Source organism: Tabrizicola sp. (assembly GCF_022842145.1).
Taxonomy (GTDB): domain Bacteria; phylum Pseudomonadota; class Alphaproteobacteria; order Rhodobacterales; family Rhodobacteraceae; genus Tabrizicola.
The window spans coordinates 149,204-174,430 of sequence record NZ_JALHQD010000004.1; the positions used below are offsets into that span (position 1 = coordinate 149,204).

21 protein-coding genes, 1 tRNA gene and 2 pseudogenes are annotated in these 25,227 nt (G+C 60.5%); 15 read left to right on the forward strand and 9 right to left on the reverse strand.

Annotated features, from left to right (window positions below; all coding sequences use genetic code 11):
- Positions 1-9: 9 nt before the first annotated feature.
- The gene (locus Q0C42_RS11810) at positions 10-2,109 is read right to left on the reverse strand and encodes a S8 family peptidase (protein ID WP_295075752.1); all 2,100 of its coding nucleotides are present in this window, start codon (positions 2,107-2,109) and stop codon (positions 10-12) included.
- Positions 2,110-2,345: 236 nt separating this feature from the next.
- Here Q0C42_RS11810 and Q0C42_RS11815 point away from each other — a divergent pair.
- Together Q0C42_RS11815 and Q0C42_RS11820 are read left to right on the forward strand one after the other, a co-directional pair.
- Positions 2,346-2,422 (forward strand) — tRNA-Arg (locus Q0C42_RS11815).
- Positions 2,423-2,547: 125 nt separating this feature from the next.
- On the forward strand, positions 2,548-2,823 hold the full coding sequence (locus Q0C42_RS11820; RefSeq protein WP_295075755.1) for a hypothetical protein: 276 nt from the start codon (positions 2,548-2,550) through the stop codon (positions 2,821-2,823).
- A gap of 206 nt (positions 2,824-3,029) precedes the next feature.
- Here the strand turns inward: Q0C42_RS11820 and Q0C42_RS11825 are convergent, their stop codons facing one another.
- From Q0C42_RS11825 to Q0C42_RS11845, 5 genes and pseudogenes are all read right to left on the reverse strand, one after another.
- Positions 3,030-3,158: a hypothetical protein gene (locus Q0C42_RS11825; RefSeq protein ID WP_295075758.1), complete on the reverse strand. Its 129-nt coding sequence runs from the start codon at positions 3,156-3,158 to the stop codon at positions 3,030-3,032.
- Positions 3,159-4,541: 1,383 nt separating this feature from the next.
- Positions 4,542-4,763: pseudogene (locus Q0C42_RS11830) on the reverse strand (transposase); the annotation flags it as partial.
- 1,212 nt (positions 4,764-5,975) lie between these two features.
- Positions 5,976-6,401, reverse strand: a pseudogene (locus tag Q0C42_RS11835) (type ISP restriction/modification enzyme); the annotation flags it as partial.
- 437 nt (positions 6,402-6,838) lie between these two features.
- Entirely contained in the window at positions 6,839-7,063 is a 225-nt protein-coding gene (locus tag Q0C42_RS11840) for a hypothetical protein (protein ID WP_295075761.1), read from the reverse strand.
- Positions 7,064-7,597: 534 nt separating this feature from the next.
- Positions 7,598-8,269, reverse strand: a complete 672-nt coding sequence (locus tag Q0C42_RS11845; protein ID WP_295075764.1) for a hypothetical protein — start codon at positions 8,267-8,269, stop codon at positions 7,598-7,600.
- A gap of 282 nt (positions 8,270-8,551) precedes the next feature.
- Between Q0C42_RS11845 and Q0C42_RS11850 the strand changes: the two genes are divergently transcribed.
- Positions 8,552-9,055 carry a hypothetical protein gene (locus Q0C42_RS11850; RefSeq protein WP_295075766.1) on the forward strand — a complete coding sequence of 168 codons (504 nt, stop codon included), beginning with the start codon at positions 8,552-8,554 and terminating at the stop codon, positions 9,053-9,055.
- 406 nt (positions 9,056-9,461) lie between these two features.
- Entirely contained in the window at positions 9,462-11,138 is a 1,677-nt protein-coding gene (locus tag Q0C42_RS11855) for an alpha/beta fold hydrolase (RefSeq protein WP_295075768.1), read from the forward strand.
- Positions 11,139-11,144: 6 nt separating this feature from the next.
- Here the strand turns inward: Q0C42_RS11855 and Q0C42_RS11860 are convergent, their stop codons facing one another.
- On the reverse strand, positions 11,145-12,122 hold the full coding sequence (locus tag Q0C42_RS11860; RefSeq protein ID WP_295075771.1) for a helix-turn-helix domain-containing protein: 978 nt from the start codon (positions 12,120-12,122) through the stop codon (positions 11,145-11,147).
- 465 nt (positions 12,123-12,587) lie between these two features.
- Between Q0C42_RS11860 and Q0C42_RS11865 the strand changes: the two genes are divergently transcribed.
- From Q0C42_RS11865 to aqpZ, 4 genes are all read left to right on the forward strand, one after another.
- Positions 12,588-12,908: a hypothetical protein gene (locus tag Q0C42_RS11865; RefSeq protein WP_295075773.1), complete on the forward strand. Its 321-nt coding sequence runs from the start codon at positions 12,588-12,590 to the stop codon at positions 12,906-12,908.
- A 106-nt stretch (positions 12,909-13,014) separates the two neighbouring features.
- Positions 13,015-13,905 carry an SH3 domain-containing protein gene (locus tag Q0C42_RS11870; RefSeq protein WP_295075775.1) on the forward strand — a complete coding sequence of 297 codons (891 nt, stop codon included), beginning with the start codon at positions 13,015-13,017 and terminating at the stop codon, positions 13,903-13,905.
- A gap of 120 nt (positions 13,906-14,025) precedes the next feature.
- Positions 14,026-14,562, forward strand: coding sequence for a hypothetical protein (locus Q0C42_RS11875; RefSeq protein ID WP_295075777.1), 537 nt, complete (start codon positions 14,026-14,028; stop codon positions 14,560-14,562).
- Between the two features lie 77 nt (positions 14,563-14,639).
- Entirely contained in the window at positions 14,640-15,335 is a 696-nt protein-coding gene (aqpZ, locus tag Q0C42_RS11880; RefSeq protein ID WP_295076306.1) for an aquaporin Z, read from the forward strand.
- A 393-nt stretch (positions 15,336-15,728) separates the two neighbouring features.
- On the opposite strand, the gene Q0C42_RS11885 is transcribed toward aqpZ, so the two are convergent.
- On the reverse strand, positions 15,729-16,514 hold the full coding sequence (locus Q0C42_RS11885; RefSeq protein ID WP_295075780.1) for a CPBP family intramembrane glutamic endopeptidase: 786 nt from the start codon (positions 16,512-16,514) through the stop codon (positions 15,729-15,731).
- A 405-nt stretch (positions 16,515-16,919) separates the two neighbouring features.
- Here Q0C42_RS11885 and Q0C42_RS11890 point away from each other — a divergent pair, with 405 nt between their 5' ends.
- The 3 genes from Q0C42_RS11890 to Q0C42_RS11900 all read left to right on the forward strand — a co-directional run bounded on the left by Q0C42_RS11890 (position 16,920) and on the right by Q0C42_RS11900 (position 20,341).
- Entirely contained in the window at positions 16,920-17,771 is an 852-nt protein-coding gene (locus Q0C42_RS11890) for an SH3 domain-containing protein (RefSeq protein WP_295075782.1), read from the forward strand.
- A gap of 80 nt (positions 17,772-17,851) precedes the next feature.
- Positions 17,852-18,301, forward strand: coding sequence for a hypothetical protein (locus tag Q0C42_RS11895; RefSeq protein ID WP_295075784.1), 450 nt, complete (start codon positions 17,852-17,854; stop codon positions 18,299-18,301).
- A gap of 825 nt (positions 18,302-19,126) precedes the next feature.
- The gene (locus tag Q0C42_RS11900) at positions 19,127-20,341 is read left to right on the forward strand and encodes a M24 family metallopeptidase (protein WP_295075786.1); all 1,215 of its coding nucleotides are present in this window, start codon (positions 19,127-19,129) and stop codon (positions 20,339-20,341) included.
- A 137-nt stretch (positions 20,342-20,478) separates the two neighbouring features.
- Here the strand turns inward: Q0C42_RS11900 and Q0C42_RS11905 are convergent, their stop codons facing one another.
- Entirely contained in the window at positions 20,479-21,255 is a 777-nt protein-coding gene (locus Q0C42_RS11905; protein WP_295075788.1) for a creatininase, read from the reverse strand.
- Between the two features lie 96 nt (positions 21,256-21,351).
- On the opposite strand from Q0C42_RS11905, the gene Q0C42_RS11910 reads away from it, so the two are divergent.
- The 4 genes from Q0C42_RS11910 to Q0C42_RS11925 all read left to right on the forward strand — a co-directional run bounded on the left by Q0C42_RS11910 (position 21,352) and on the right by Q0C42_RS11925 (position 25,224).
- The gene (locus tag Q0C42_RS11910) at positions 21,352-22,245 is read left to right on the forward strand and encodes a LysR substrate-binding domain-containing protein (RefSeq protein ID WP_295075789.1); all 894 of its coding nucleotides are present in this window, start codon (positions 21,352-21,354) and stop codon (positions 22,243-22,245) included.
- 126 nt (positions 22,246-22,371) lie between these two features.
- Positions 22,372-23,493 (forward strand): spermidine/putrescine ABC transporter substrate-binding protein, encoded by a 1,122-nt coding sequence (locus Q0C42_RS11915; RefSeq protein ID WP_295075791.1) that lies wholly within the window; start codon positions 22,372-22,374, stop codon positions 23,491-23,493.
- A 67-nt stretch (positions 23,494-23,560) separates the two neighbouring features.
- The gene (locus Q0C42_RS11920; protein WP_295075793.1) at positions 23,561-24,406 is read left to right on the forward strand and encodes an ABC transporter permease; all 846 of its coding nucleotides are present in this window, start codon (positions 23,561-23,563) and stop codon (positions 24,404-24,406) included.
- Entirely contained in the window at positions 24,403-25,224 is an 822-nt protein-coding gene (locus Q0C42_RS11925; RefSeq protein ID WP_295075794.1) for an ABC transporter permease, read from the forward strand. Before Q0C42_RS11920 ends, Q0C42_RS11925 begins: the two co-directional genes overlap by 4 nt.
- Positions 25,225-25,227: the final 3 nt, after the last annotated feature.

A 25,227-nucleotide genomic window follows, 5' to 3' on the forward strand; every position in this document is an offset into this window, starting at 1 on the left:
GATCGTCGCTTAGAACGACCATTTCACTCCGAACACCGCGGCGCTGTCCGACGCGCCGGCGATGTTGCCGTAGTTCTCGGCCCGGACCAGCTCCATCATGAACTCCGAGGCATCGCTCATCGGGACCTGGTAGCCGATCGACAGTTCCATCTGCCGCTCCTGCGGCGACAGTTCGATCCCGACCGACCGCACTTCGGCCCCGCCGTCGGCCATCGACACCGGAACCCGCATGTCGGCGGCACCGGAGGTCACGGCAATCGGCATCGACAGGCCGATGGTCAGCCGGTCGTTCGATGCCAGAACGCCGCGTCCGCCAAGGTCCAGCCGCAGGCTGTTGAACTGGGCCTGACCCGTGCTGGTGATCGCGGTCGTGCTGCCCAGGTCAGCGACGCCCATTTCCCCCGACAGCGCGAAGAAGCCGCCTGCCGCGCCCGTATCGGTGGACAAGGCCAGCGTGACCGCCGCCATCGAGGCTCCGCCCGAATTGCCGCTGCCGGAAAAGCCCATCAGGCTGCCACCGTCCCGCGCAAGCTTCAGGCCCAGGTCGATCGAGAGCCCGCCCTCAGCCACCCGTTGCGACAGGGCGATGCCATAATCCTCGGCCCCGCCCATCAACACCGTGGCACGCGTGCCTTCGGGGCCGTTCAGGTCCATTGACTGGCCAGGATGGGCCGCGAAGGTGTCGGCAAGCGGGTTGACCGGTGCCGTCCGCGCGCGGCGGAAGTCCTTGCCAAAGGACCGCGCAGCCATCGTCTGTGCAAGATCACCGGGCGTGGCGGCCGTGGCGAAACTTTTCGCGGCCACGTCGAATTCACCGCCAAGGGCATCACTGACCGCAAGGTCGACGCCCTCCAGGCTGCGGGTGACCGCATCCCCCATCGCGCCACCGGTCGCAAAGGCATAGTCCTGCGTCTTGACCGTTGCCCCGTCGCCCATGGCAAGGGTCGTCGGCCCGATGGGCAGCAGCGCCGCCCTGATGTCCAGGAACCCGTGACCAAACTCGGTCGAGTAGGAGTGGAGGAACCCTCCACCGAGGTCGACCTGCCCGGCTGAAACGAAGCCCGTAAATGCATTGTCCGCCGAGGCGAGGAGCCGGGCCCGCAGTTCGGACGGTGTCAGGTTCGGGAAGGCCTGCGCCAGCAGCGCCAGCGCCCCTGAAACTTGAGGCGCCGCAAAGGACGACCCGCTGGCCTGGACATAGCCGCCGTCCTCTGCGGCGCCGACCCAAGTGCCGTCGGCCACCATGCACCAGCGCGCCGCCTGTAGGCAGGCGGAGGATTCGCGGCTAGCCACGGCCGAAACGCCGTTGTCGTCGAAGATCGGAATCGCGTTGCCAACCGCGATCCACGAGGTTTCCAGTGTTGGATTCAGCACCGGCAAGGCGTCCATGATCCCGGACTGGGTGGCAAAGCGATTATTTGATATCGCAAAGACCACGACACCGCCTTCGTAGGACCCGCTCGGCAGCGCATAGTTGGTCAGGGCCGAAAGCCAGGCTTGGCCGGCCGAGTCGCCGAAGATGGCCGTGTAGCCCGCGGAATTGGCAAAGGCGCTGGTGAAACCCCAGGAGTTGTTCTGCGCCACAGCACCGCGCCGACGCGCCTCGATTGCCGCCAGACGCAGGTTGTCGAAGACGACGTTGCCCCAGTCGCTGAAGATCAGGTCAGCGCCCGGAGCGACCCCGACCATGGTGGACGAATTGCCGGCGGCGACCGATGCCACCATCGTGCCGTGGAATTCGACGATCGGGCTCCCAGTCTCTGTGACGTTCTTGCCGGCGAAGGCCTCGTGGCCCTGCAGGAAGCCGTCATCGACCACCGCGATGACCTGACCTGCGCCGCTGAGGCCGACGGCATGGGCATAGTCCACGCGCGACGAATGCAGTGGGTTGGCGAAGACGACGTTACCGTTGATCGTGAACGTGCCGTCCTGCAATTCGAAGCGGGGCGAATTGGTGCGGAAGCTTGCAGCAGCCTCGCGCCATTCGTCGGTAATCGATTGCATGTAGTAGCTGCCGAACACGCCCAGACCGCCGGGATCGGGAAAAATGGTGAAGGAGCCGTCGCCATCCTCGCCACCACAGGCCGCAAGCAGGGCCAGGCTGGACATCGAAAGCAAAAGGGAAGACCTGCGGCTAAGCTGCTTTGGCGGAAATTGGCGCACGGGTTAATCCTTCCTTGATCGTGACTGTTATAACTGCCGGCATACGTCCCGATTCGGTCAAGCAGATGCCGCTCGGATAGCAAAGATTCTCTTTTGTGCGCCGATCTGGTGTTGCCGGAGCCCGCGTGGCGTTGCCGTTTGCCATTGAAACCCCGGCCACCATCCGGTAAGGACGTCGTCAGGCACCCATAGCTCAGCTGGATAGAGCGTTGCCCTCCGAAGGCAAAGGTCGCACGTTCGAATCGTGCTGGGTGCACCACAAAATCAATAACTTAGCTGGTGGTGGGCAAGAGCGGAACCGTTTCCGGTTCCGCTATGGTGCGGATACGCTGTCGAATCCTACAGCTGGACTGTCTCCGCCATCTCCAGACACATGTCCTTCCATTGCTGGACTTCGACGTCCATGTTGAGAAGAACGGCAGGAACCGGCCCAGGTTCACGGGGGGAGAACTGGGCACAGGTGCCTGCAAAGGCCAGTGGTTCCCGATTGGCTTTGCCGGTCTAGACGAGCCTTGGCTCGACTTCCTCGACAACATGAGCACAGTCTATGCGAGAGACTCCACCTGCAGCTTCAAGAGGGGAAACTTGGGGGATCCCTCTTGTTCGAGGATATCCAGCATCTCATCGATCGTCAGCTGGATGCTCATAATAATTCCTTGAGTTTGGACTTTCCGAGATCAGTCAGGAAATACTTCTTGAGGTTGCTTCCCCGGATGTGGTCCGTGGCGTTAACCAAGGCCATCCGACGGAGCTCGCCCAATGGTTTGGATGGCCTGATGCTACGACACCTCTACAAATTCGCAAACCGTGTTGCCTTCTAGGTCCGTCGGCTCACGTGTCGGTGGTCTCGAACGACCACGGTAAGGTCATATAATTCGCGCGGGGGATTTGCAGATGTCGTACATCGTCAGGTAGCTGTCGCGGCGCATCGGGTTGTTGCCGACTTGCAGGTCAGGGTCGGTATAGGGCGCCGGATTACCTTTAACTACCACCATCGGTCCACGCCATTCACATGAAGGAAGGTGCCGGCGGCGATCTACTTCAACTACATCGAAACCGACTAACCGAAGGGTAGCAGGATCCAGCCGGGATCCCGGAGCCAGAGCATTCGCTCTAAGGTCTTGGAATTATAGTGCTGCAAGAGAGGATTGAATTCGGCGCCGCGTCGGGCTTATCATTGATTATATTACATTTTTTCGGACTCAATGCAAGGCCGGTGTAGAACATCGGTGGGGTAGGAGGGCGGGCAGACCAATCCTGCTGAACTACTTGCAGAATTCAACCTCCCATGGTCTCTTCGATCTCTCAAAATGGGCAGAAAATGCGCTATTCAATACTTCACTTGTCCGACCTGCATCGCGATCTCACAGACGAGATTCCCAACGAGTGGTTGATCGATTCCATCGAGCGCGATCTTGCTGTTACATCTTCACTGAGGCCACAGAACGGCTAAGTCTTTACTACGACATCGAACTCAAGAACCCCATTGATAGCAATAAGACCGGAGGTGGGATGTTTCCTACCACAACCCTGATAACGAAGGACCGAATTTTTGTCCCCGTGCCATTGATACTCCAGCCTGAGTTCCAGGTTGCGACGGGACCTCGGGAATTTTTCGTAAGGTTTGACCTTCTAACCAATGCCCGATAGCCCCCATGTTTCGCCGGTTCGCGTTAATGTTTCGGCTGCCCACTTTAGGAAACGGCCCCACATGGCGCGCTTCAAACTCGGGATGCTCTAGTACGAATTTGACAGGCACATCTATTCGATGGTCGCTCCGACAAGCTGACAGGAAGTAGACCCCCAAACCCTATTCTGCTGGACAGCGCGGTGATCAGCAGCTTTTCCTTCTGCCCGTCGGCGGTGCGCGTCCATGAGCCAATACTGAGCAAGACAAGAGAGCGGCGGCTAGGTCGTCAGAGGCGTACTGGGCGAACGCACTTGGTAGGACCAGCGACCTTGCCGCTGGGTGCATATGGTCGGCTGCCGAGCCAGCGTCTCGCTCCCCTGCACCTTACCGATGACGGTCGCTACAAACCTCGGTTGGTCGCTGTCCGTCACGTCGCCCTGAAACAGGTAGTTCAGCTTCGCCAGAATCTCGGCCAGAAGGGCTTTCTCCTTCTCCTTGTCCTGAAGGGTGCCTAGCAAGGCGCCGTCAGCGGCTTGAGGGTCTCGGCATGGCCGCCGAACTGAAGCCGCTGCTGCCCCTGCGACTTCAGCTTTTGGTGAGTCAGGACAATCTTGCAGACGTTAAGCGCCGTCCGCTCCTGCCCGAACTCCAATAGCAGGATGAGGCGGCGGTAGAAGATGTTGCGCGCCCAGATGGCCGTGTTGCCGTAGTCGAAGATCTGTGAAAGGAAGCTGTCGAGCCGCAGGAACGTCAGGTCTGCCACGATCTTCTTCAACCGCGCGTTCTCGTCTTCGAGCTGCTTGAGCCGCTTCATCTCGGTCGGCAGCAGACCGGCATACTTCTTCTTCCAGTTGAATTAGGTCGCCTGGCGGATCCCCGCCTTACGGCAGATCTCCGCAACCGGGGTTCCGTCTTCGCCCTGCTTGATGATGAACGCCTTCTGTGCGTCCGAGAAATTGCTCGCCTTCATCCGTTTCCGCTCCTCTCCCAGCCAGGAAAGCGTAGCCGAAAACTCCAGCCTTAAACGGTCCAGTTTGCGGGGAGCAGATCAAGCCTTCGGTGTGCCTAGGGCGGGCGCTTCGTTGGGACTGGGTCAAGTTCTTGGGCCCTACAGGGCTTTTCTCCGCACTTGGGTAGTGCAATGCTTCTCTGCGTCGTCCTGAAGTGTGGGAAAGAAATTGCTTGGCGTTTTCATCATCGAAGGAATGACTATCAGTCTCCGGAACCTAAGCATCAGTATGGATGAGGACGGAGAGGTTAAGATCACAGGACCTGATGTATTCGTTTCGTATGATGCCTGCATTGCTTGGGCGCGGATCGCATTGTCCCTCCGAGAACCTGCACTCAGCAGCATGGAGGAAAGGAGAAAGATATGGAGGGACCAGCCGTCAGAAGACGACAAGGCCAAGTCGCTTGAAAAGGAGTTTGCCGCTACTATGCAGGCGGTCGTTGCGGCCGTAACCTGCATCGATGCGCTTTACGATCAGGTAGCTCCACATGCTCCGATAGGTGACGCGACCAAAGAAAGTTGGAGGAGGAAAAGGACCGCTAGGCATACGCAGATCGCCGAGACTCTGAGAGCGGCTTTTCGGATCAATGCGCAAGACATGAAGAACGTACGACACCTTCTTCGTGCGATGTACACCTTGCGTGATGCTTCGGTGCATCCGTCTAGTACCCCGCAACCACCACATCCACACCCTGAACTGCCGATTGTCACTGACTGGCGACTGACAGCGTTCAGAGGCGATGTTGCCGATATGTTCATCTGCTCAGCACTCAGAATTCTATGGGATATTACGCGAGGAACCAAGTACGAAAAGCTTCGTGATTACGCTGACCAACTAAAAGGGAAACTTGAAAGGTTGCTTCCCAATGGCAAACCGGACCCACACAATGCCACGGTGAATTTCTTCGTTCCGCCCAAGCCTAGTCCCGTCGCGGTTGAGCGGCGGCCTAGTTCCAAACCCGTGTCACCGTAGCCATCCAACAGTGCAACTTCCCCACGATGGGTTGAGGAAGAGCGGATACAAGAGTAGGGCCGCTTGCGCATTCAGGTGGGGACTGCCTGTTCTAAGCGTCAACGACGTCCCGTAGGATTGGGCGGGATATATGGCCGTTAAGGCGTCCCTCACTCCAACCGCGAAAGATGCCGCGACACCTGTGCTAATGGCAACTGACGTCAGGTTATGTCCCGCTTCGCCCCCTTCATCGCCTCCACGATCTCCACCATCTCCACCAAAACGCGGGTCACTCGGGCGATGAGGTCGGCCACCTTCTCCCGGTGATCAGCGAAGCGGTAGGTGTTGAACCTCTCGCGAATGGTAGGGTCTTGCGGGGTCTTTTCCTTGTGCTGGTCCAGTATCCAGTCAAGACCGGAGCGGTTGCCAAGACGGTAGTCCCACGCTTCCTTCGGGATGCCAGTGATGATCGTCTCGCTGTCCAAGGTGATCGTGCCACCCTCAGGGTCAGACTTCAGGATGACCTTGGGCGAGACGCCTGCGGTGCTGGCCTTAGTGTCGGGCGTGTCGGTGCGGGTGACGGGCCAGGGGTCTACGCTTTCATACCCGATGTGCAGGTCCATCAGCCGCTTGCCCCACCCGGCCCACTGGCGGAAGTCGCCCCCTCCAGGTTGAACAGCTCCTTGGCGATGTTGTTCTCACGGTGAAACTCGCGCTACCCCACGCAGGAGGTGAGACTTGGACCACTAGGCTGACTGGATTGGAGGGGCAAGGTGGAAGGAGAAGCTGGACGAAGTAACTTAAGCTACTCCCACCTATCACCTTCCCCACATCACCAAGCACAGACTGTAGCGTAAGCTATCACCCTGAACATCTATCTTTGTCTGTATCCGCAGATGCCCCCTTACCCACCAAAGCACATGGGTCAAGCAAAGGTGGCACCGGCTGACGCAGTCCAAGTCTTGGTCTTGCAGTCGCCGCAGAGAGGCCCCGCAGAGATCGTGTCTCTGTAATGGTGGCACCTAATGCGACCTCCTTCTGGCAAGCTTCGCAAGCTGATCGCACAGGGCCGCTGTGGACGCGATCAAAAGCTTTCAGAGCGGCGCTGGGCGAGGCGATGCCCATCCCCTGCTACGCTTCTACTGCCTCTCTGTGACCTTCTATGGGCTTTTTCAGGGGTGTGTGGTGACATCGTATCGGGGAGGGCCTGCAAGGCGTTCCACATCGCCTTGATGGTCACTTCGCCGTAGTCGCTTGCAGCCCTGCCATCCCCATGGCCTTGGATTGCATCGCGGATTTCGCCGTCCATGCCAACCTCTCGCGCCACCGTCTTAAAGCGAAGCCGCCATGCGTGGTTTGGCTGCAGCTCTGTGTCGGTGATCTTGAAGACCTTTCGCACCCACTCGCCGACCTTGGCACCCGCGTTCTGTGCGCGTTCTACTGGGTCAGCAGCGACGCCAAGGAACGTGCTTACCTCGATGGGGATGCTATTTGCCCCAGCCGATCGGGGAGGGATGATTCCTCCGCTCCCGCTATCTACGGCCGTTCTCGGCCGAGGCTGTGTGAAAACTCGGTCCCGCATGGTCGACCCCGGATCGACGTTCTCCCTCCGGAGCAACTGCACTATTTCGTTCTCACGGGGGCCGCCAAGGGCGGGTTTCTGAGGAAACTGTTATTTCTCAGTGCAGCCTCGTCCCAGCGGGGGCACGTGCTGGAGGGTATGGGACTGGGGTTCAACCTTCCCTGAGCACGTGCCGATGAGAAAATTTTCACTTAAATCCATAGTCATGCTGAGGAAGACGATCACCTTGAGCCAATTGTCGGCCCGAACCGATGAACCCTACTAAAGCGACTTCGCGACCAGGTAGGTGATCCCGCCGCCCGTAAGTACCGCCGATGTGATGGCCGCGACCGCCCAAATGGCAGCGACCCTAAGCGATATCTTCAAGCGACTGGCAAACCAGCCGGTCTGAGCCCAGCCGAACCACAGGAATGCACCAAGGCCTAGGTTCAGCCCGGCAAGACCTCCGTATCCGGGCAGCTGGTACACTGCGAACGCGGATTGCAGCAACAAGGCGAACGGGGTGACGAGGAAGCACTGGCTGTAAAAGGGTTGGCGAAGCGTCTTTCGATCAATGAGGATGCCGCTGCCACGCAAGCCTATTGCAGCAATGACCAGCGGGACGATTGCGAAGATGAGCGCCCGCATCAACAAGAGGTTCTTGGCAGAGTCAGTAACGGCCTTGCCCACTTCAGTCGTTGCCATAGGCTCGGCGCTGCCGATCCAGTGTGACAGGACGTAGGTGAGGACCATCGTGATCATCAGCAGCAGCGGTGGGCTGAGCGTATCAGTGTATCGTTCGTCCGGCAGATCATTCTGCTCTTTGTCAGAATAGGCGGTCACAGCGGCGGGATTGCAAAACGTGCGCCAAAGCGTGCGCGGGTAAAAGATCAGCCACGACATGACTTCATACAGAAGTTCTTCAAGCGAGCGGATGATCGCAATGAAATCCAACGGGTGAACCCTCCTCGGGCACTGTCCTCACTGACCAAGCACCATGCATCAATCATCATGCTTCGCGCCAGTATCGACAAATGTCGGCAGTTGAAATTTGTTGTGACAGATAAGTTTTCGTTCTCAGCCACCTCAGGCCGACCCCCTGCCGCTTCCGCCAGTCATGCACCCATTGCGCCTAGTGGATAGTCCCTGCGACGAGAATCCCCCATCCTCGGTTTCGTGAGGTGGCCGCCGAGCCGGACCCGGCACCCGAAGAAACGCCGAAGCAAGGAGCCCAGAATGACCCCTATCCGCCTGATCGCGATCCTTCCCGCATCGATTTTTTTCGCTGCCACCACTCCAGCTTCTGCCAAGATCGTCTCCGAGGCTGCCATGGTCTCGCATTGTGCCGAAGCCGCCGCGACCGAGCTTGGGGTGATGATGAATGACGTCCTGACCCTGCCGGCCGAGCGGACCAGCGGTAAGTTCCACGTCTATGGTCAATATCCGGCCTCGGGCAACAGCCCGACGCTGTTCGAGTGCCAATATGACGGCAAGCGCAACTTCCTTGGCCTCAGCGTCAAGGGGCATCATGGCCACCACACCGAGGCTGCATCCACGGCGCCGCGCGCGGCGCAGCGAGCTTGCACCGACATGATGGGAGGATCGGTAAATATCGAGAAGGTCTCCCCGCTACGGGCAGGATTTCATGAGATCATCATGAAAGACACCAACAACAACCGTCGCGTCGCCTGCACGGTATCTGACAGGGGCTCGATCGAGGATTGGGTTGAGATGAACTGATACCTGCGAAGCGTGAACTTTTTGCCTGTGTGACGAGTGATCGGCCCTGTTCCTGCCTTACCCTCTTTGGCAGGGGCAGGGTCTATTCCCTGTCCTCCACTGTGCCGGATACCACACCAAACCAGAAAGCATCCGCATGACCCCCGAACAGATCATAGCAGTTGTGACCGCGCTCTTGACCGGTGAGCCTGACCCGGCCGCGTTTCCTACAATCCGTTCAGGCGGTGCCGATACGCGCTATCCGGTCACGGTAGAGGCTTGCCCCGTCAATGCGGTGCCGCCGACCGAAGTCGAGGGTAGCACGGCGATCTGCGGGCGGGTGAGCGTGCCCGAGGACCACGGCAAACCCGATGGCAAGCGGATCGACCTGGCCTTTGCGGTGCTCAAGGCCCACACGCTCAGCCCGGTGCCGGACCCGGTGATCTATCTGCATGGCGGCCCAGGCGGCGGGGCGGTGAACGCACTTGCCGGCATCGTTCATCCCCTGTTCGACGGGTACCGCAGCCGCCGTGACGTGGTGACTTTCGATCAGCGGGCCGCGGGCATCTCATCGGACATGGTGACCTGCTTCAATACGCTGGGCGGCGACATCTTTGAACTGCTGGTTCCAAGCCGCTTCACCGACGAAAAGCAGACTGAGTTCTTCAAAACCTGCTCAGAAGAACTTACGGCCAAGGGCAATGATTTGTCCGCGTACAACACGTATCAAAATGCTTTGGACGTGCAGGCGCTGATGCTGGCCCTGGGATATGCCGAATACAACATCTACGGCGTTTCATATGGCACGACGCTGGGGCTTGAAGTCATGCGGTCTGCACCCGAAGGCGTGCGCTCGGTGGTGCTGGACAGTGTCAGCCCGCCGCAGGCAAAGGTCTATGTCGAGAACGCAAAGCCCGAAGAGGAAAGTATCCAGGCGGTGCTGGACCAGTGTGCCGCCGACGCCGGTTGCGCCAAGGCCTATCCCGACCTGGAAGCAGTCCTGATGCGCGTGGCCGAACAGTTGCAGAAGGCGCCGATCCCCGCAGCGCGCGGCAAGCCAGAAGTGAACATCATGACGCTGATCAACCTGTTTGCACAGCGCAACCGCTATGGCGCCTTGCCCAACGCCACGCGCTTCATTCCGCAAATTCTGACCGAATGGGACAAGGGCGATACCACCACTTGGGACCTCGTATCTTCGGGGGCAACCAATGCTCACCCCAGCACTGCCAAGCGGCTGCAGCCCTATGCGGGGCGGCTGACGCCGGACCAGAACACGCTTGCCGGACTGCTGTTCGAAATGGCCACGGCAGAGGCGACGCAAGATCAGTCACAGTACGCAGCCGTTCAGGCACTGACAGAATCGCTCAAGACAAAGGCGACAGGGGCTACCGATCTGGTGGGCCGCTTTGGTGACATGTTGCAGGCATCTGTTGTCGGCACACGGTCTAAGGACGATATGCTTGCCTTTTTGCGCGACGTGGCGGCGTTGGTGCCCGAAAAGCCGTCGAAAGAGGCGCTGCGCACGCTGGTTGCGGCCCATACGCCCCCGGCAGATCAGCCCGCGATCATGCAGGTGCTGGACCTGATGTCCGACGCCGATGTTGCCGCCTTCTATGCCGATGTTTCGGGGCAAGCGCGCGCATCCTTTTCCGACATGGTCGGCGCGATCGATCTTTTCGTCGTCGCCTGTCAGGAATCTGTCCCGTTCAACTCGCGTGAGGGCTTCGAAGCCTTCAGCGCGACCTTGAAGTTTCAGTTCCTGAACCTTGATGTCAAAGAACAGGCGCAGATGTTCGATATCTGCAAGCTTTTCACGCCGGTACCGCGCGACGGGCACCATGATCCGGTCAAAAGCGATATCCCCGCGCTGGTGCTTTATGGGTTGAACGACACGCAGACCTCCTCCGCCGATGCCAAGGATACGGCGGCCAACCTGGGCAATGCGCGGGTGCTTGGCTTTCCCGAGGCCGGGCACGGCGCGCTGATCTTTTCGCAATGCGCCAAGGACATCGGGCTGGCGTTCATCGAACAGCCGACGGTCGAGCTTGCGACCGGGTGTATTGAAACGTTGAAACCACAGTGGGTCCTGCCCCCCGGATAAGTCCGATCACGCCCTGCGGCGGGCAAGCGTTTCGCTGGGACGTTCTCCAAAGGCGCGTGCATAGGCCTGGGCAAACCGGCTGAGGTGGAAAAATCCGCTGTCCAGCGCGACGGTGGTGACCTGACTGTCGCCATTGGCCGCCAACAACCGATGGCGTGCTTTTTCCAGCCGGATCCGGTTCAGATAACCGCGGGGACTAAGGCCGCCGTAAACCTCGTTGAAGGCGAGTTGCAGGCTGCGGACACTGACCCCCAACGCCTGTGCAATTTCCAGGATCGAAACCGGGTCATCGCTGTGCTGATGCATGAAGTCTTCTGCCTGCCGCACCCGATGGAGGGCCGGGAGTATGCGCCGAGACGAAGCCTGAGCCACCTCGATTTCAGTCATTTCGCATAGCTGGTCATTTATCAGTTGACGGATTGCTTGCGCCGCGCTTTGCGGCAAGCCGAGTGATGGGCGCAGAAACAGATCGTCGGCCAGCTGCGGTAGGCTACGCGTCAGGAACAGTCCACCATCGCCCTGAAGCGTGACGCCATCTTGCCGAAACGCTCGGTCAACGGTCACTCCGGCAGCGTCAGCCACCTTCTGCATCTGGGCCATCGGCATTTGAAGGGTGGCGGCTCTGAACCTGGCGATCGGGTCAGCCAAGGATCTGGTGCGGCGTTCGGTTGGGCGGAATGCCATCAATTGCCCAGTATGATTACAATAGCTTCGGGAGCCAATGCTAATATCCAGCCGTCCGGCCCGAGGCAGTAGAAACGTGATGCTATCGGTTTCGCGCAACTCAATCTCATGGCCGGTCGAGACCACACGCCCGATTGTGGGGCCCTGCGAGCCAATCGTCAGCAATTCCGTGGTGACCGAGCCATTCTGGCCATTGATCGTGAGCCGCTTGCATTCGTTGAACATGATTGACGGCAGCAAACTGCTGCCGTCGAGATTGCTGTAGTGTTGACGCCGGTAAGTCGTCGAAGGTTCGAACACGACAAATTGCCCCAACTATGTAGTGAAAACCGTCCACCAACTGACAACCGTGACAACTGCGAAACACTATGGCTGCACTGCATAGCCAACCAGTCTCCAACGCAGCAATCTGAACTACGGCAGATCGACCGCTGCTCAAAATCGCGTTTCGCAAAGCGGATAGCATGGCCCGATTTTCCATGTCACCCAAGTTACACGAGACCGAAACGAGAGGTCAGATGCCCACCTTCTACAACAACTATGATGGTAACTGCGTCGAAAGCGCCGCAAGTCAAGGCAACCGGGAAATCGGATAGCTCATCATGTGGGAATGGTGGCCGCAGCCCAGTTAACGCTGCAATCTTGGGCGATCGCCCTGCAATAGAGCGCTCCTTTCGTTACATCTAATTGACGAGTGCCGGTTCTACTAACTGTTGTCCCCGGGCTCAGCGCCTGTCCTCAAACCTCATGAAAAGGCTGCAGAACATGAAGACACCCTTTGCCATTGTCGCACTTTTCGGAGCGCTTGCGCTTTCGGCTTGTGTTGAACCCACGATGGACGCCACGGACGTCGGCAACACCGGCGGGAACCTGACCGGAGCCACGGCCACCAACTGCAAGGCCGCCATCGCTCGGCAGGCAAACATTTCTGCGGGTGACGTTGCAATCTTCGATGTGGCCGAATCCGAGGCGGGCAACACGGCACAGGCAACCGTCGCCGGTGCGGAAGCGCCCTGGATCTGCCGGACCAACAGCAGCGGCAAGGTGCTGCAGGTCATGTACAGCGGGTCCGAAGGCAACCTCTGATCCCAGCGCGCTTTGGGCGGCCCCAGCAGGCCGCCCGCAACCTTTCTGACAGGCAGGGACCATTGCGTCTTCCTTCGGAAACCTAGTCTGCTTTGGGGGGAACAGAATGCTGACTTTGCGCATACTTGCCGTGGTCCTTGCCGTCGGTGCGGGCGGCGTTACCGCTGCATCGGCCCAAGATCGGACCGAGCGTGTTACCTTTGCCGCCGGGGCCACCGGGACCATCGTCAGCGGTACGATCCGGGGCGAACGTGGGGTAAAATACGTTCTGGGCGCGTCAAAGGGTCAGCGCATGTCGGTGGACATGGCGACCAGCAATACCAGCGCCTATTTCAACATCCGCCGCAGCGGATCGGATGAGGCGGTCTACATCGGGTCGGTCAGCGGCAACAGCACAACCGTCACCCTTCCGTCAGGTGGCGACTGGGTGGTTCAGGTCTATCTGACCCGCAATGCCGCGCGTCGTGGAGAGGTGGCGGACTACCGTCTGTCGATCAGCATCGAGGGTCGGGCAACGGCCTCCAAGCCACCGGCGGGCGGCGGCGATGCCGATGCCAGCGGGCCCGATTGGTGGGCCGTGGCGGGCGTGGGCGCAGGCGATCTGCTGAATGTGCGCGAGGGGCCGTCGACGCGGGACCGCATCATGGCGCGTGTCGGCAACGGCACAATCCTGCGCAATGGCGGCTGTGTCGGTGAAGGTCGCGCCCGCTGGTGCAAAGTTTCAGCGCCTGACGGCAGCTTCACAGGCTGGGCCTCGGGCGGGTTCCTGCGGGAATCCGGCGCCCCGGCTTCGGGGTCCACGCCCGCTTTGGCTTTGCTGCCAGAGCTTTGCCGCAGCGCCGTAGCGGTCGCAAATGGCTTGCCCATCCGGTCACTGACGGCCTATCCGCCGCAGCCCGCCGGACGCGGGTACGAAGTCTTTGTCCAAAGCACAGCCACCACCCGCGAATTCAACTGCCGTTTTGGTCCAAAGGGCAAGCTGCTTGGGATCGACTGAGAGTGCAGCCCGTTTCGCCTAGCGGATAGTGACCTTTCGACCGCCAATTTAGGCTTTGGGCCAAGTGGCCGAACCCTGATCTGCGACTGAGCACACCAATCAACATGGGAGAGTTCGAAGATGAAACTTGGATTTGTCGGGCTGGGGACAGCCGCCCTTTGTGTCCAGCTTTCTGCGGCGCCGGCAATGGCCGAGATGAGCCATGATGAAAAAGTGGCAGCTGCAGCTGCACTTCTCGGTATCGCCACCCTCCTGCACCACAAGAACCATTATACGGGCGGATATGCGCCGATAAACGGTCAGGGCGCTGCCGATTTCGAAAGTTGCTATCGTGATGGCCTGCATGGTTACACCTACACCGAAAGCTCTCGCGACTGTGCCGAAGGCTGGCAGGCGGGCAACGCAGAGCGCGAAAAGAGCGTCGCCCATCGCCAGAACACGGGCGCTGATCAGAAAGCCCCGCCCATGGCGGTTAAGGGATGTGCTGCCCTGCTCGCAACGAACTTCGCGGTCAGTTCCCACCATGTCCATATCATCAAGGCCCGGTCGCCCAGCAAGCATGAATGGGAGATCGAGGCATCCGTCGGGCATGAACATATGGTCTGCACAATGCGCGATACTGGCGAGGTGATCTCGGCGCGTGGCGGTCGGCTGTAAGCCTTGGATGCCCACCAAGGGCGTCCGCAGCGGCGCCCTACCTCCTCGAAACTCCGCAGCTTCAGAACCTCAGGAAAATTGAAATGATCCGTCCACTTGCCGCTGAGGCGTTTGGCACCTTCTGGCTGGTCCTTGGCGGCTGCGGCAGCGCGGTCCTGGCCGCAGCGTTCCCCGAGGTCGGCATCGGCCTTCTGGGCGTTTCGCTCGCTTTCGGTCTGACGGTGTTGACTATGGCCTATGCGGTCGGCGGCATATCTGGCGGGCATTTCAACCCGGCGGTCAGCCTTGGGTTGGCTTTGGCCGGCCGGTTCGAGATGCGCAGCCTGATCCCCTATTGGGTCGCCCAGGTGGTGGGCGCAGTGGCCGCCGCCGCCGTGCTTTACCTCATCGTCGCGGGCAAGGCTGATTTTGTCGGTGGCGGTGGGTTCGCGTCCAACGGCTACGGCATCGCGTCGCCAGGCGGGTTCAGCCTGACCTCTGCCCTTGTGACCGAAGTGGTGCTGACCGCCTTCTTCCTGATTGTGATCCTCGGGTCTACGTCAAAGACCGTGCCGGCAGGCTTTGCCCCCATCGCCATCGGGCTCTGCCTGACGCTGATCCACCTTGTCTCGATCCCGGTCACCAACACCTCGGTCAACCCAGCGCGGTCTACTGGAGTGGCCCTTTTTGCAGATGGTCCGGCGCTGGCGCAGGTGTGGCTGTTCTGGGCCGCCCCGCTGATAGGCGCGGCAATCGGTGCGCTGATTTGGCGGACATTGTTGTCGGACGACTGAAAAAACACCCATGTGCGGAGGCACAACCATGCGGGCCATCGGGCCCCGAGGTTTTCTGACCGTACTTGCCATTCTGCTCGTCCGATCCGTCGCCCTGGCCGAAGACTTCACCGCGATACTCGACGCCTACGAACACGGTTTCAGTGACCCGGTAATAAAGCCCAACGCCATAGAACACCCCGCCGCCTGTCGACGTGAATCTTGCCCCAAACCTTCAGAAAAGATCCGGTTGGTGCTATAGCCGAGAACTCCGTAGCAAAGTGCCGGCCCGGTGGAATATCCACACGACCCTTCAAATCCAGACAGTTGGCAGCACTGCTGCCATGATCGTCGCAGAAAGAAGCTTCTTGATCAGAAAGTTCCCTTAGCTTGAGTTAGAGAATTCAGGTCAGGTCACGTCTCGGGGTTCGCGTGCGTCGCGCTTATGTTTCGCATCAGCCACAACCCGTAGATGGCGTTGGGCAGGACAAGAAGAACCGGTACGAATTGAGTCAGCGTGCCTGGCTCAGCCATCGTAAGCGTTTCGGCCGGCAGGTCGCCGTGATGCATCCCGCCGGTGGCGCCCCCCACGGTAAAGGTCGCGAAGTCCCACAAAGCATGCACGATGATCGGCACCCACAGCGACCCGGTGCGCAGGCGTAAGGCAATGAACAGGATCCCGGACAGGAACGCTGCCGACGATTGGATCAGCGCCTGCTTCAGGTCGCCCGTGACAAAGACGTTCAGACTGTGCATCGCACCGAAAACCACCGAGGTGAGCAAGACGGCAGGCCAAATCGATACTGTATGGCGAAACCCTTGAAAAACGGCACCGCGCAGCATCAATTCTTCGGAAAACCCGACGAAAAAACAGTTGATCGCGATGAAGATGAGCACCGTTGCAGGCGGCAGTCCAAAGACGAAGGCAAAGCCCAGAGCGACAAGAATGTACAGCATCGGCAGCCACGCCAGACGCCAGTCACGAAAGCTGGCCCACCGGTTCAGCCCGACATCGCTCCAGCCCTGCCAGTGACAGACCGCTAGAATAAACCCGGCTGCCGCCACCCAGGCCCAACCGATGCCCCGAGACACGGCCTCCTGCAAGGATATGTCGCCATCAGTGAACAGCTTGCCGGCAAAGACCGTGATCCCCAACCAGATCACCAGGGCGACAAGTGCAATTCCAAGCCGTTTGTTCATTCCTGCATCCTGGGTTCAGGGCCAACGCCATACCAAGGCCCGCAATTGCGAAGGCCCAGTCCGATCTCTCGGATATCTCCACCGTATACGTGGCCCAGCACCCCACTATCCTTTACGCGAAACGGACATCTTTCGCTGCAGGCAACTCGGTGGGATCGCGACCTCTCGGTCCCCCACTTCGTCTTTCGGATATCGCGATACCGTCGATGGCGTATCACTGATGGTTCAGGCCGACCCATTGCAAGCGGGCCAGCCATTCCGCAGGAGATGATGCCCATGCGTCCTACGCGCCCGCTTTTCCCGCTTCTCACCACTGCGGCAATCTTAGTGGCTTTCGCGGTGGCCAGCCCTGCCCAGACAGTACGGACCGTGCCTGAGCCAGAAGCCGTAGCTGGCACAATCCTCATGGGCACTCTGAAGGGTGACGAGACAGCGGAGTATGTGATCGCCGGAGCCGCCGGGCAGACCCTTTCGGTCGATCTGTCTGCCGCCAACGCCAGCCTCTACTTCAACATCCTGCCGCAAGGCTCGGCCGAGGCGCTTTTCATCGGCGCTACCTCCGGCACTGTCGCCGATATTCCGCTGCCTGCAGCAGGCAACTACGTGGTTCAAGTCTACCTGATGCGCAACGCTGCGCGTCGGGATGAAGGTTCGACCTATGCACTGGGGATCGGCCTTGCTGGTGCCGATTTTGCCGACGGGCTGGCAGGCGGGCCAGACTGGTGGCAGGTGTCGGGTTTGGCCGAGGATGCGCTGAACATCCGCTTGGGTCCCGACACGCGATACGACGTCGTCGGCAAGGCGCGCAACGGCGAGGTGATGCAGAACAAGGGCTGCCGGATGACTGGCCAAACGCGCTGGTGCAGCATCCGGATCGACGGATCGGGCGTGGAGGGCTGGGCTGCCGGGAAGTACCTTACCGAAGCCGCCGCCCCTGCCGCGCCAGAGGTGCCAGCAGAGGGTCCGGTCGGCAACGGCACGCCTTTCGATGCGACTGGAACCGTCGACTGCGCCATGATTGCTGACACGGCGATGCGCAGTTGCCCATTTGGAGTCGTCCGTGATGGCCCCGGCAATGCGGGCGTCTGGATTGCCCTGGGGGATGGTGCAGAGCGCCAGATCCTTTTCGAAGGCGGCGCGCCGGTCGGGACCAATGCCGCCGCACCCCTGAACTTTGAAAAATCGGGCGACATGTTCACCATCAGCATCGGAGAAGAACGCTACACTTTCCCCGAGGCTTTGGTGAACGGCGGCTAAGGGTTGCGTATCGCGGAACAAACCAGTGTCCACCCAGTCAAAGGCGTAACAGCTCCATGCGCAATTACTCAAGATCGCTAGTGTCCGCCAGTCTGGGTCTGGCCCTGATCGCAACGGGGCTGCCGTCCCGAGCCGAAACACTGGCTTGGCCTGTTTATGCGACCGATGTGGATACCACGATCACCCGCCTTGTCGGTGAAATCGAGATCTTCCGCTTCACCGACGAGCAGTTGGCCATCCTTCGGGCGCTTGCCTACCAGGAGGGGGTGGAGGTCATCTGCCCGGGCTTCAAGACCGACTCGGACAAACGCATAGAATTCCTGTCACAGATCGTACCGATGCGGGACGAAGACCTGAAGTACGCCTCGCATGAAAGCGTCTTGCTGCGGTCAGAGGTGATGTTCGCCTTCGGCACGCATTTTGGCGCGGCAATCGCCGTCGGCAAGGCCGACCCGACCGCCTTCTGTGCCAAGGCAGAGCTTGCCCGCAATGACCCCGCGCTGGTGGGACGGATATGGGTGCCCAACTAACGAATGTAAGATTGCTTGTTTCAGGGACAGACTCTGGCGATCCAGTTTAGACCTTGGTTCCGAGCCCGACGGCCACGAACCGGGCCCGCTGTCGCGCAGGGCAAGCAGGAACGCAGCGTAGCGCGAGACCCAGTCCAACTTTGCGATCACAAGCGTCGCACCCGTGACCTTCGCAAGGTGCAGCGCCTTCATGAGTTCCGGCCGGTCGGCCTTTCGCCCGCTCTCGACCTCCATGAACCGGCCAGAACCTCGGCTCCGCGCAAGGCCGCAAAGTCCTCGATCAGCTTGCGCTGCGCTTCGAGCTCAAGTCCGCCCGCGCCCTGTCTCGAAGTCGACACCCGCTCGTAGGCCACCAGCCGATGCAATCCCGCCATTCCCGCCCCCTGTACACAACCGCCTAACGTTGGTTAGGTAGTTGTGGACTCCGTGGAGATGAGACGGGATAGGACTGCAGGTCTAATTTGAAGCGCAAAGCGGACATATGCTCACATCGGCCAAGGTCCGCATTCCGCCCAAAGTGACCTAGCGATCGCTCTCGGCCCTAAGCTGCCATTCAATGCTGGCTGATGGCGCGGTCACCTGCGGCTCACCAACCCATAGAATACGCGGCAGCTGCCTCCATCAACACGCAAGATCCGGGCTGCTTGGCTGAGATACTTTCAATCAGGTAGAAACTCAATGAGTGAAGCCTGCGCTGTAGGTTGGTGCGACGCCGACGCTCTTTCTCGAATTCTTAAATGGAAGGATTTTCAGAACAAATTTCAGGCTGCAGGCGCCGCAAAGTATGGTCCTCCCAATGAATTCGCACCTTCCATGGGGGATCAAATGACTGAAGACATGTTGCACGTGACGGAATGGCACAATGGGGACAAGGACTATTCCCCCTTTTCCGATGCCGAGATGAAGCGCAGGCAGGATGACGTGCGGGGCTGGATGGCTGCGAACAATGTCGACGCAGCGCTGTTCACGTCCTATCACTGCATCAACTACTACTCCGGCTGGCTCTACTGCTACTTCGGCCGCAAGTACGGCATGGTCATCACGCAGAACAATGCCACCACCATCTCGGCCGGGATCGACGGAGGTCAGCCCTGGCGGCGCAGCTTCGGCGGCAACATCACCTACACCGACTGGCGGCGCGACAACTTCTACCGCGCGGTGCGGCAGCTGACCCCGGGCGTCAAGCGGCTGGGAATCGAGTTTGACCATGTGAACCTCGACTACCGCAAGGCGCTGGAAGCCGCCCTGCCAGGCGTAGAGTTCGTGGACATCGCCCAGCCCTCGATGTGGATGCGGTCGATCAAGTCGGCCGAGGAACACGCCCTCATCCGCACCGGCGCGCGCATCTGCGATGTGGGCGGCTGGGCCGTGGCGGGCGCCGTCAAGTCCGGTGTGCCGGAACATGAGGTCGCCATCGCTGGGACCAACGCGATGATCCGCGAGATCGCGAACTCCTTCCCCTTCGTCGAACTGATGGACACCTGGACTTGGTTCCAGTCCGGCATCAACACCGACGGGGCGCACAACCCGGTGACGAACAAGAAGGTTAAGTCGGGCGAGATCCTGTCCTTGAACACCTTCCCGATGATCTTCGGCTACTACACCGCGCTGGAAAGGACGCTGTTCTGCGACCACGTCGATGACGCGAGCCTGGACATCTGGGAGAAGAACGTCGCCGTCCACCGCCGGGGCCTCGATCTCATCAAACCCGGCGCCAAGTGCAACGAGATCGCGCTGGAACTGAACGAAATGTACCGGCAGTGGGACCTTCTGAAGTACCGCTCATTCGGCTACGGCCATTCCTTCGGCGTCCTCAGCCACTACTACGGCCGCGAGGCTGGGGTGGAGCTGCGCGAGGATATCGAGACGGAACTGAAGCCGGGCATGGTCGTGTCGATGGAGCCGATGGTGATGCTGCCTGAAGGTGTTCCGGGCGCGGGCGGCTACCGCGAGCACGACATCCTGATCGTGACCGAGACCGGGGCCGAGAACATCACCGGCTTCCCCTTCGGACCCGAGCACAACATCATCAAGAACTGATCCCGCAGAGGAGACGTCGAAAGGGGCCGGGTTTCCGGCCCCTTTCCCTTTTTGTATCCGCCCGCAGCGTCAGCATTCGGCGTAAAGAAGAGGGGCCCCGAAGGGCCCCAGGGGTTCACCGGGGAGTAAAATGAATGTCAGGCGAACTCGGTCCTCAGGGCATCGACAATTCCCTTGGTGCAAACCTCGAGCAGGATCTGCCCCTTCTCGGCCGAGGCGTCCTTGGGCGACGACAGCGTGCCGGAACAGGGCGTCCATTCTGCCTTCACCGGGTAGACGTCATAGGGCGGGAAGGTCGCAGCCGGATGATCCATCGCGCGGTCGAGGTGGACGTGCTGGGGGTAAAGCGCCAGCATCAGCGAGGTCTCCAGCACCCCGCCGTGTTCCACGTCCCAGCCGGGGAAGCCGCCGGGGTAAAGCTGGGCGATGGCCTCCTTGTGGACGAAGTCCCAGTAGGACAGGACCACGACCTTGAGGTCGGTGATCCCGTCCCAGCGCAGTTCGCGCAGCGCCAGGTCGATGCCTTCGATGATGAACCAGGAATTTTCGAAATGGCCGTTCACCATACAGATCTTGCGCACGCCGTGGCGGGCGAATTCCTTGACCACGTCCCGCAGCGCCGAGACGAGGGTCGCGCCATCCAGACTGGTCGTGCCCGGCAGATGATTGCCGCCGCCCGACTTCTGATGCGATTTGTAGCCGTAGGTTAAGGCGGGCGCGACCAGGGCGCCGATCTGGGGCGCGACGCGCCTGGCAAATTCGGTCGGCAGCAACACGTCGACATGCAGGGGCATGTGGTGGCCATGCTGCTCCATCGAGCCGAGGGGGATCAGGATCGGCGTCCCGCCATTGTGGACCGCGGCGTGGTAGTCCGGCCAGGTCAGTTCCGAGGCGAAGGCAGTTTCGTGTTTCATGGGCCAATACCTAAATGAGTGATGGCCAAATTTATGTTGCCGGGCCTGCATAAGGAAAATAGATAGTCACAATGGTTCCATTGCTGGAGCAAATCCGTGGCGCTCCTTACCAACCTTCCGACCGACCTGTTGCGAACCTTCATAGCGGTGGTCGAACTCGGCGGGCATTCCAAGGCCGGGGCGGTCCTGGGGCGCAGCCAGCCAGCGATTTCATTGCAGATCCGACGGCTGGAGGAACTGGTCCGCACGCCTCTGCTAGCCCAGGAGGGCAGGGCGATCCACACCACTCCCGCAGGCGAGGCGCTGTTGTCATATGCGCGCGAGATGGTGCGGATCAACGACGAGGCCGTGCGTTACTTTCATAGGTCAGAAGTGCAGGGCGTCCTACGGATCGGTCTGCCGACGGACTATGCGGTGGCATTTCTGCAGAACACGCTGACCAGATTCCTGCACCAGAACCCGGACGTGGATCTGGAGATTCACTGCGACCTTTCCCGCGAGTTGCACCAACACCTGCGTTCGGACGACCTCGACATCATCGTGGCCACAATGCCTACAGCCAGGATGCCCTACTTGTCGCGCGTCTGGGACGAACAGCCGATCTGGGCAGCCGCCGAGTCGCTTGAACTGTCGCATGCCCGTCCGGTACCGTTGGGAGCACATCTGGAAGGCTGCGACTACCGCTCGCGCATGATCGAGGCGCTAGATGCAGCCGAACGGCGCTGGCGGATCGTATACACCGGCCCCGGCATTTCGGGCCTGCAGAACGCGGTGCTGAACGGGCTCTGTGTCACGGCGCTGACGCGGGCGACTATGATGCCGGGAATGCGCGAATTGCGGGAAGCCGAGGGATTTCCTAAGCTTGAGCCGCTGCGGATCGGCCTTTTCTACAAGCACCCGCGCCTGTCGCCGGCGGGTCTGCAACTGGTCAGCGACCTGGTGGCAGGACTGGAAAGCGTGGGGTCCGGCGTCCGCCCGCTGCAGGGATGATGAAACTGCGGGCAGCATAACGGGCGCTAATCAATGGATTTCAAGAACCGATTTTGTCCGGCCGCAGCGATCCCCTAACGTCGCGGGAAGAAGATCGCCGACATAACGACAATGGGGACTACGAAGATGACCAAGATCGATACCGCGATGGGTCTTTCCCGCCGTTCGCTACTTGCCTCGGGGGCGGCCCTGCTGGCCACTCCCATGCTGTCGCGCCGCGCCTTTGCGCAGGCGACAGAGCTGACCATGCTGGCTTGGTACGGCCATGCCGAGCCCGACATGGTTGCCGAGTTCGAGGCCGAGAACAACGTCAAGTTCATCCCGAAATACTATACCGGCGGCGACAACATGCTGGGTCTGATCTCGCAGTCGCCCCCCGGCACGTTCGACGTGATCCTGTCGGACGCTGAATACGTCCAGGCGCTGAACGCCGCGGGCTATGTCGAGGAGCTGGACCCCGCCGACTATGCGCTGGACGAGTTCTTCCCCGAGTTCCAGCAGTTCCCCGGCAACTGGCAGGACGGCAAGCTGTTCTCGCTGGTGACCCGTTTTGGGTTCCTTGGTGTCGCCTACAACACCGATGCCCTGACCGAGGCGGAAGCGGCCAATTACAACGTCTTCTGGGATCCGAAGCTGACCGGCAAGGTCGGGCACTTCGACTGGCACCTGCCGAACCTTGGACAGATGAGCCTGCTGACCGGCAACGCCAACCCCTATGACATCGACGAAGCCGCCTGGGCGGCGGTGCAGGAAAAAACCATGTCGCTGCGGCCCCAGATCGGCGGCTTCTTCGACTATGGCGGGACCTTCTCCTCCCTGAACGACGGCCAGATGCTCGCGTTCTGCGGCATCGGCGACTGGATCACCGGCGTCTTGGAGAAGTCGGGGGCCAAGGTGAAATCGGTCATCCCGGAACAGGGCGGGCTGCAGTGGTCGGAGTGCTTCTCGATCGGTAAGGGTTCGGCCAAGGCGGATCTCGCGAAGAAGTGGATCCAGTACATCACCTCGGCCAAGGGTCAGGCGAAATCGGCCCAGATGGCGGCCTATCCCGCCCTGATCCCGAACGCCAAGGGCTGGGAGGTCCTGCAGGCCGAGAACCCCGACGAGGCCAAGCGCCAGGGCATGACCAAGGATGCCGGCAACGCGATGGACATGATCCGCGCGGGCCGCATCAAGTATCGCCAGTGGCCGGTCCAGCAGGACCTGGAGACCTGGAACGACTTCTGGTCGGAATACAAAGGCGCCTGAGCCTTGACGATGCGGGCCGGGGGGGCGATCCCCCGGCCCGCAGTCCTTTGCAGGAGAGCGCCCGCCGATGCGACGCCCGATCACCCTCTACGGTCTGACCTTCTCGCTGCCGCTTCTGATCTGGCAGGTCTTGTTCTTCGTCTTCCCGCTTCTGTTCCTGGTCGCGCTGTCCTTCTGGACGGTGAAGAATTTCGTGATGTCGCCGGATTTCGACACGGTGAACTGGACCACGATGTATGGCCGCGCCGTGTTCTGGCAGGCCTATGGGAACACTCTGGCGCTGGCTGCGGCGGCTGCGGTGCTGACCAGCATCTTCGCCTTCCCGGCCTCTTATGCCATCGCGTTCAAGATGTCGGACACGGCCCGGCGCTGGGCGGTCTTCCTGATGGTGATCCCGTTCTTCACGAGTTACTTGGTCCGGATCTATTCCTGGCAGATATTCCTCTCTGACAACGGCATCATCAACGTCATCCTCGGTTGGATCGGGCTTGGCCCCTTCCAGATGCTGAACACCGTCGGTGCCACCATGATCGGCTACCTGACGCTCGCCTTCCCGCTCGTGGTCCTGTTGCAGCTCTTCAGTCTGGTCTTCATCGACCGCACCCTGATCGAGGCCGCGCACAACATGCGCTGCGGGCGGCTGCGCACGGTGTTCGAGGTGGTCATACCCTCGGCCCGCACCGGGTTGGTCATCGCCGCGCTGTTCTGCTTCATCCTGGCGTTCGGTGATTTCGTGAGCCCCGTGTACCTCGGCGGGGGTGAGCCGACGACGCTGTCGATCCTGATCACCGACACCACGAAATCCGGCCAGCAATGGCCCCGCGCCGCCGTGATTGCGCTGACGATGATCGGCACGCTGATGGTTGTCGCCTTCGCCGCCGTGAAATTTGCCTACAAAGGGAAATCGAAATGAGCGGCTCGTTCGACATGAACCGCAACCGTGCCGTCGACTGGGCACTCGTTGTCTACGTGGTCCTAGCCTATGTCTTCGTCTTCGCACCCATCGCCGCAAGCTTCGTCTTCTCGTTCAACTCGGACCGCTTCCCCTCCATCCCGCTGGGTGAGTTTTCCCTGGACTGGTACCGCGCCGTCGCCACCGACCCCCTGGTCTGGGAAGGTGCGCGCAATACCCTGTTTGTCGGCGTGATCGTCGGCATCTGCTCGACCGCGCTGGGCTTCGGAGCCGCCTACACCGATTATCGCTACAAGTTCGCGGGCAAGCAGGTCTACCTGGCCCTCGCGCTGCTGCCGCCGACGATCCCGGTCATCATCCTGGGCCTGGCGATGCTGGCCTACCTGTCCCGCATCAACCTGTCGGGCAATGCGCTTTCCGTGATCATCAGTCACGTCGTCGTCTGCGCCCCCTTCGCGATGGCGATCATCCGGCTGCGTCTGTCCCAGATGGACCCGGCGCTGGAGCCTGCGGCCTGGAACCTTGGCGCGTCCGAATGGATGGCGATGCGGCATGTCATCGTCCCTTTCTGCGCCCCGGCGATCTTCGGCGCGCTTTTCATCACCATGGCCGTGTCCTTCGACGAATTCGCCGTGGCCTGGTTCGTGTCCGGCCTGAACGAGACGCTGCCGGTCAAGGTGCTGGGCTTCCTACAAGGCCAGGTCAGCCCGCGGATCAACGCGATCGGCACCTTCGTCTTCATTCTTTCCATGACGCTTGTGATCCTGGCGCAGCTTCTGCTGTCCGGTCGCGGCGCCAAGCCCGCCGACCAGGAGTAACCC

Excerpts from the sequence above, each read along its gene's own strand:
- Q0C42_RS11900 (WP_295075786.1), top strand. The coding sequence starts at position 19,127 with ATGACTGAAGACATGTTGCACGTGACGGAATGGCACAATGGGGACAAG.
- Q0C42_RS11870 (WP_295075775.1), top strand. The coding sequence starts at position 13,015 with ATGCTGACTTTGCGCATACTTGCCGTGGTCCTTGCCGTCGGTGCGGGC.
- Q0C42_RS11920 (WP_295075793.1), top strand. The coding sequence starts at position 23,561 with ATGCGACGCCCGATCACCCTCTACGGTCTGACCTTCTCGCTGCCGCTT.
- Q0C42_RS11840 (WP_295075761.1), bottom strand. The coding sequence starts at position 7,063 with ATGGACGGCGAAATCCGCGATGCAATCCAAGGCCATGGGGATGGCAGG.
- Q0C42_RS11810 (WP_295075752.1), bottom strand. The coding sequence starts at position 2,109 with ATGTCCAGCCTGGCCCTGCTTGCGGCCTGTGGTGGCGAGGATGGCGAC.
- Q0C42_RS11890 (WP_295075782.1), top strand. The coding sequence starts at position 16,920 with ATGGGCACTCTGAAGGGTGACGAGACAGCGGAGTATGTGATCGCCGGA.
- Q0C42_RS11875 (WP_295075777.1), top strand. The coding sequence starts at position 14,026 with ATGAAACTTGGATTTGTCGGGCTGGGGACAGCCGCCCTTTGTGTCCAG.
- Q0C42_RS11925 (WP_295075794.1), top strand. The coding sequence starts at position 24,403 with ATGAGCGGCTCGTTCGACATGAACCGCAACCGTGCCGTCGACTGGGCA.
- Q0C42_RS11865 (WP_295075773.1), top strand. The coding sequence starts at position 12,588 with ATGAAGACACCCTTTGCCATTGTCGCACTTTTCGGAGCGCTTGCGCTT.
- Q0C42_RS11885 (WP_295075780.1), bottom strand. The coding sequence starts at position 16,514 with ATGAACAAACGGCTTGGAATTGCACTTGTCGCCCTGGTGATCTGGTTG.
- Q0C42_RS11850 (WP_295075766.1), top strand. The coding sequence starts at position 8,552 with ATGACCCCTATCCGCCTGATCGCGATCCTTCCCGCATCGATTTTTTTC.
- Q0C42_RS11915 (WP_295075791.1), top strand. The coding sequence starts at position 22,372 with ATGACCAAGATCGATACCGCGATGGGTCTTTCCCGCCGTTCGCTACTT.
- Q0C42_RS11905 (WP_295075788.1), bottom strand. The coding sequence starts at position 21,255 with ATGAAACACGAAACTGCCTTCGCCTCGGAACTGACCTGGCCGGACTAC.
- Q0C42_RS11825 (WP_295075758.1), bottom strand. The coding sequence starts at position 3,158 with ATGGTGGTAGTTAAAGGTAATCCGGCGCCCTATACCGACCCTGACCTG.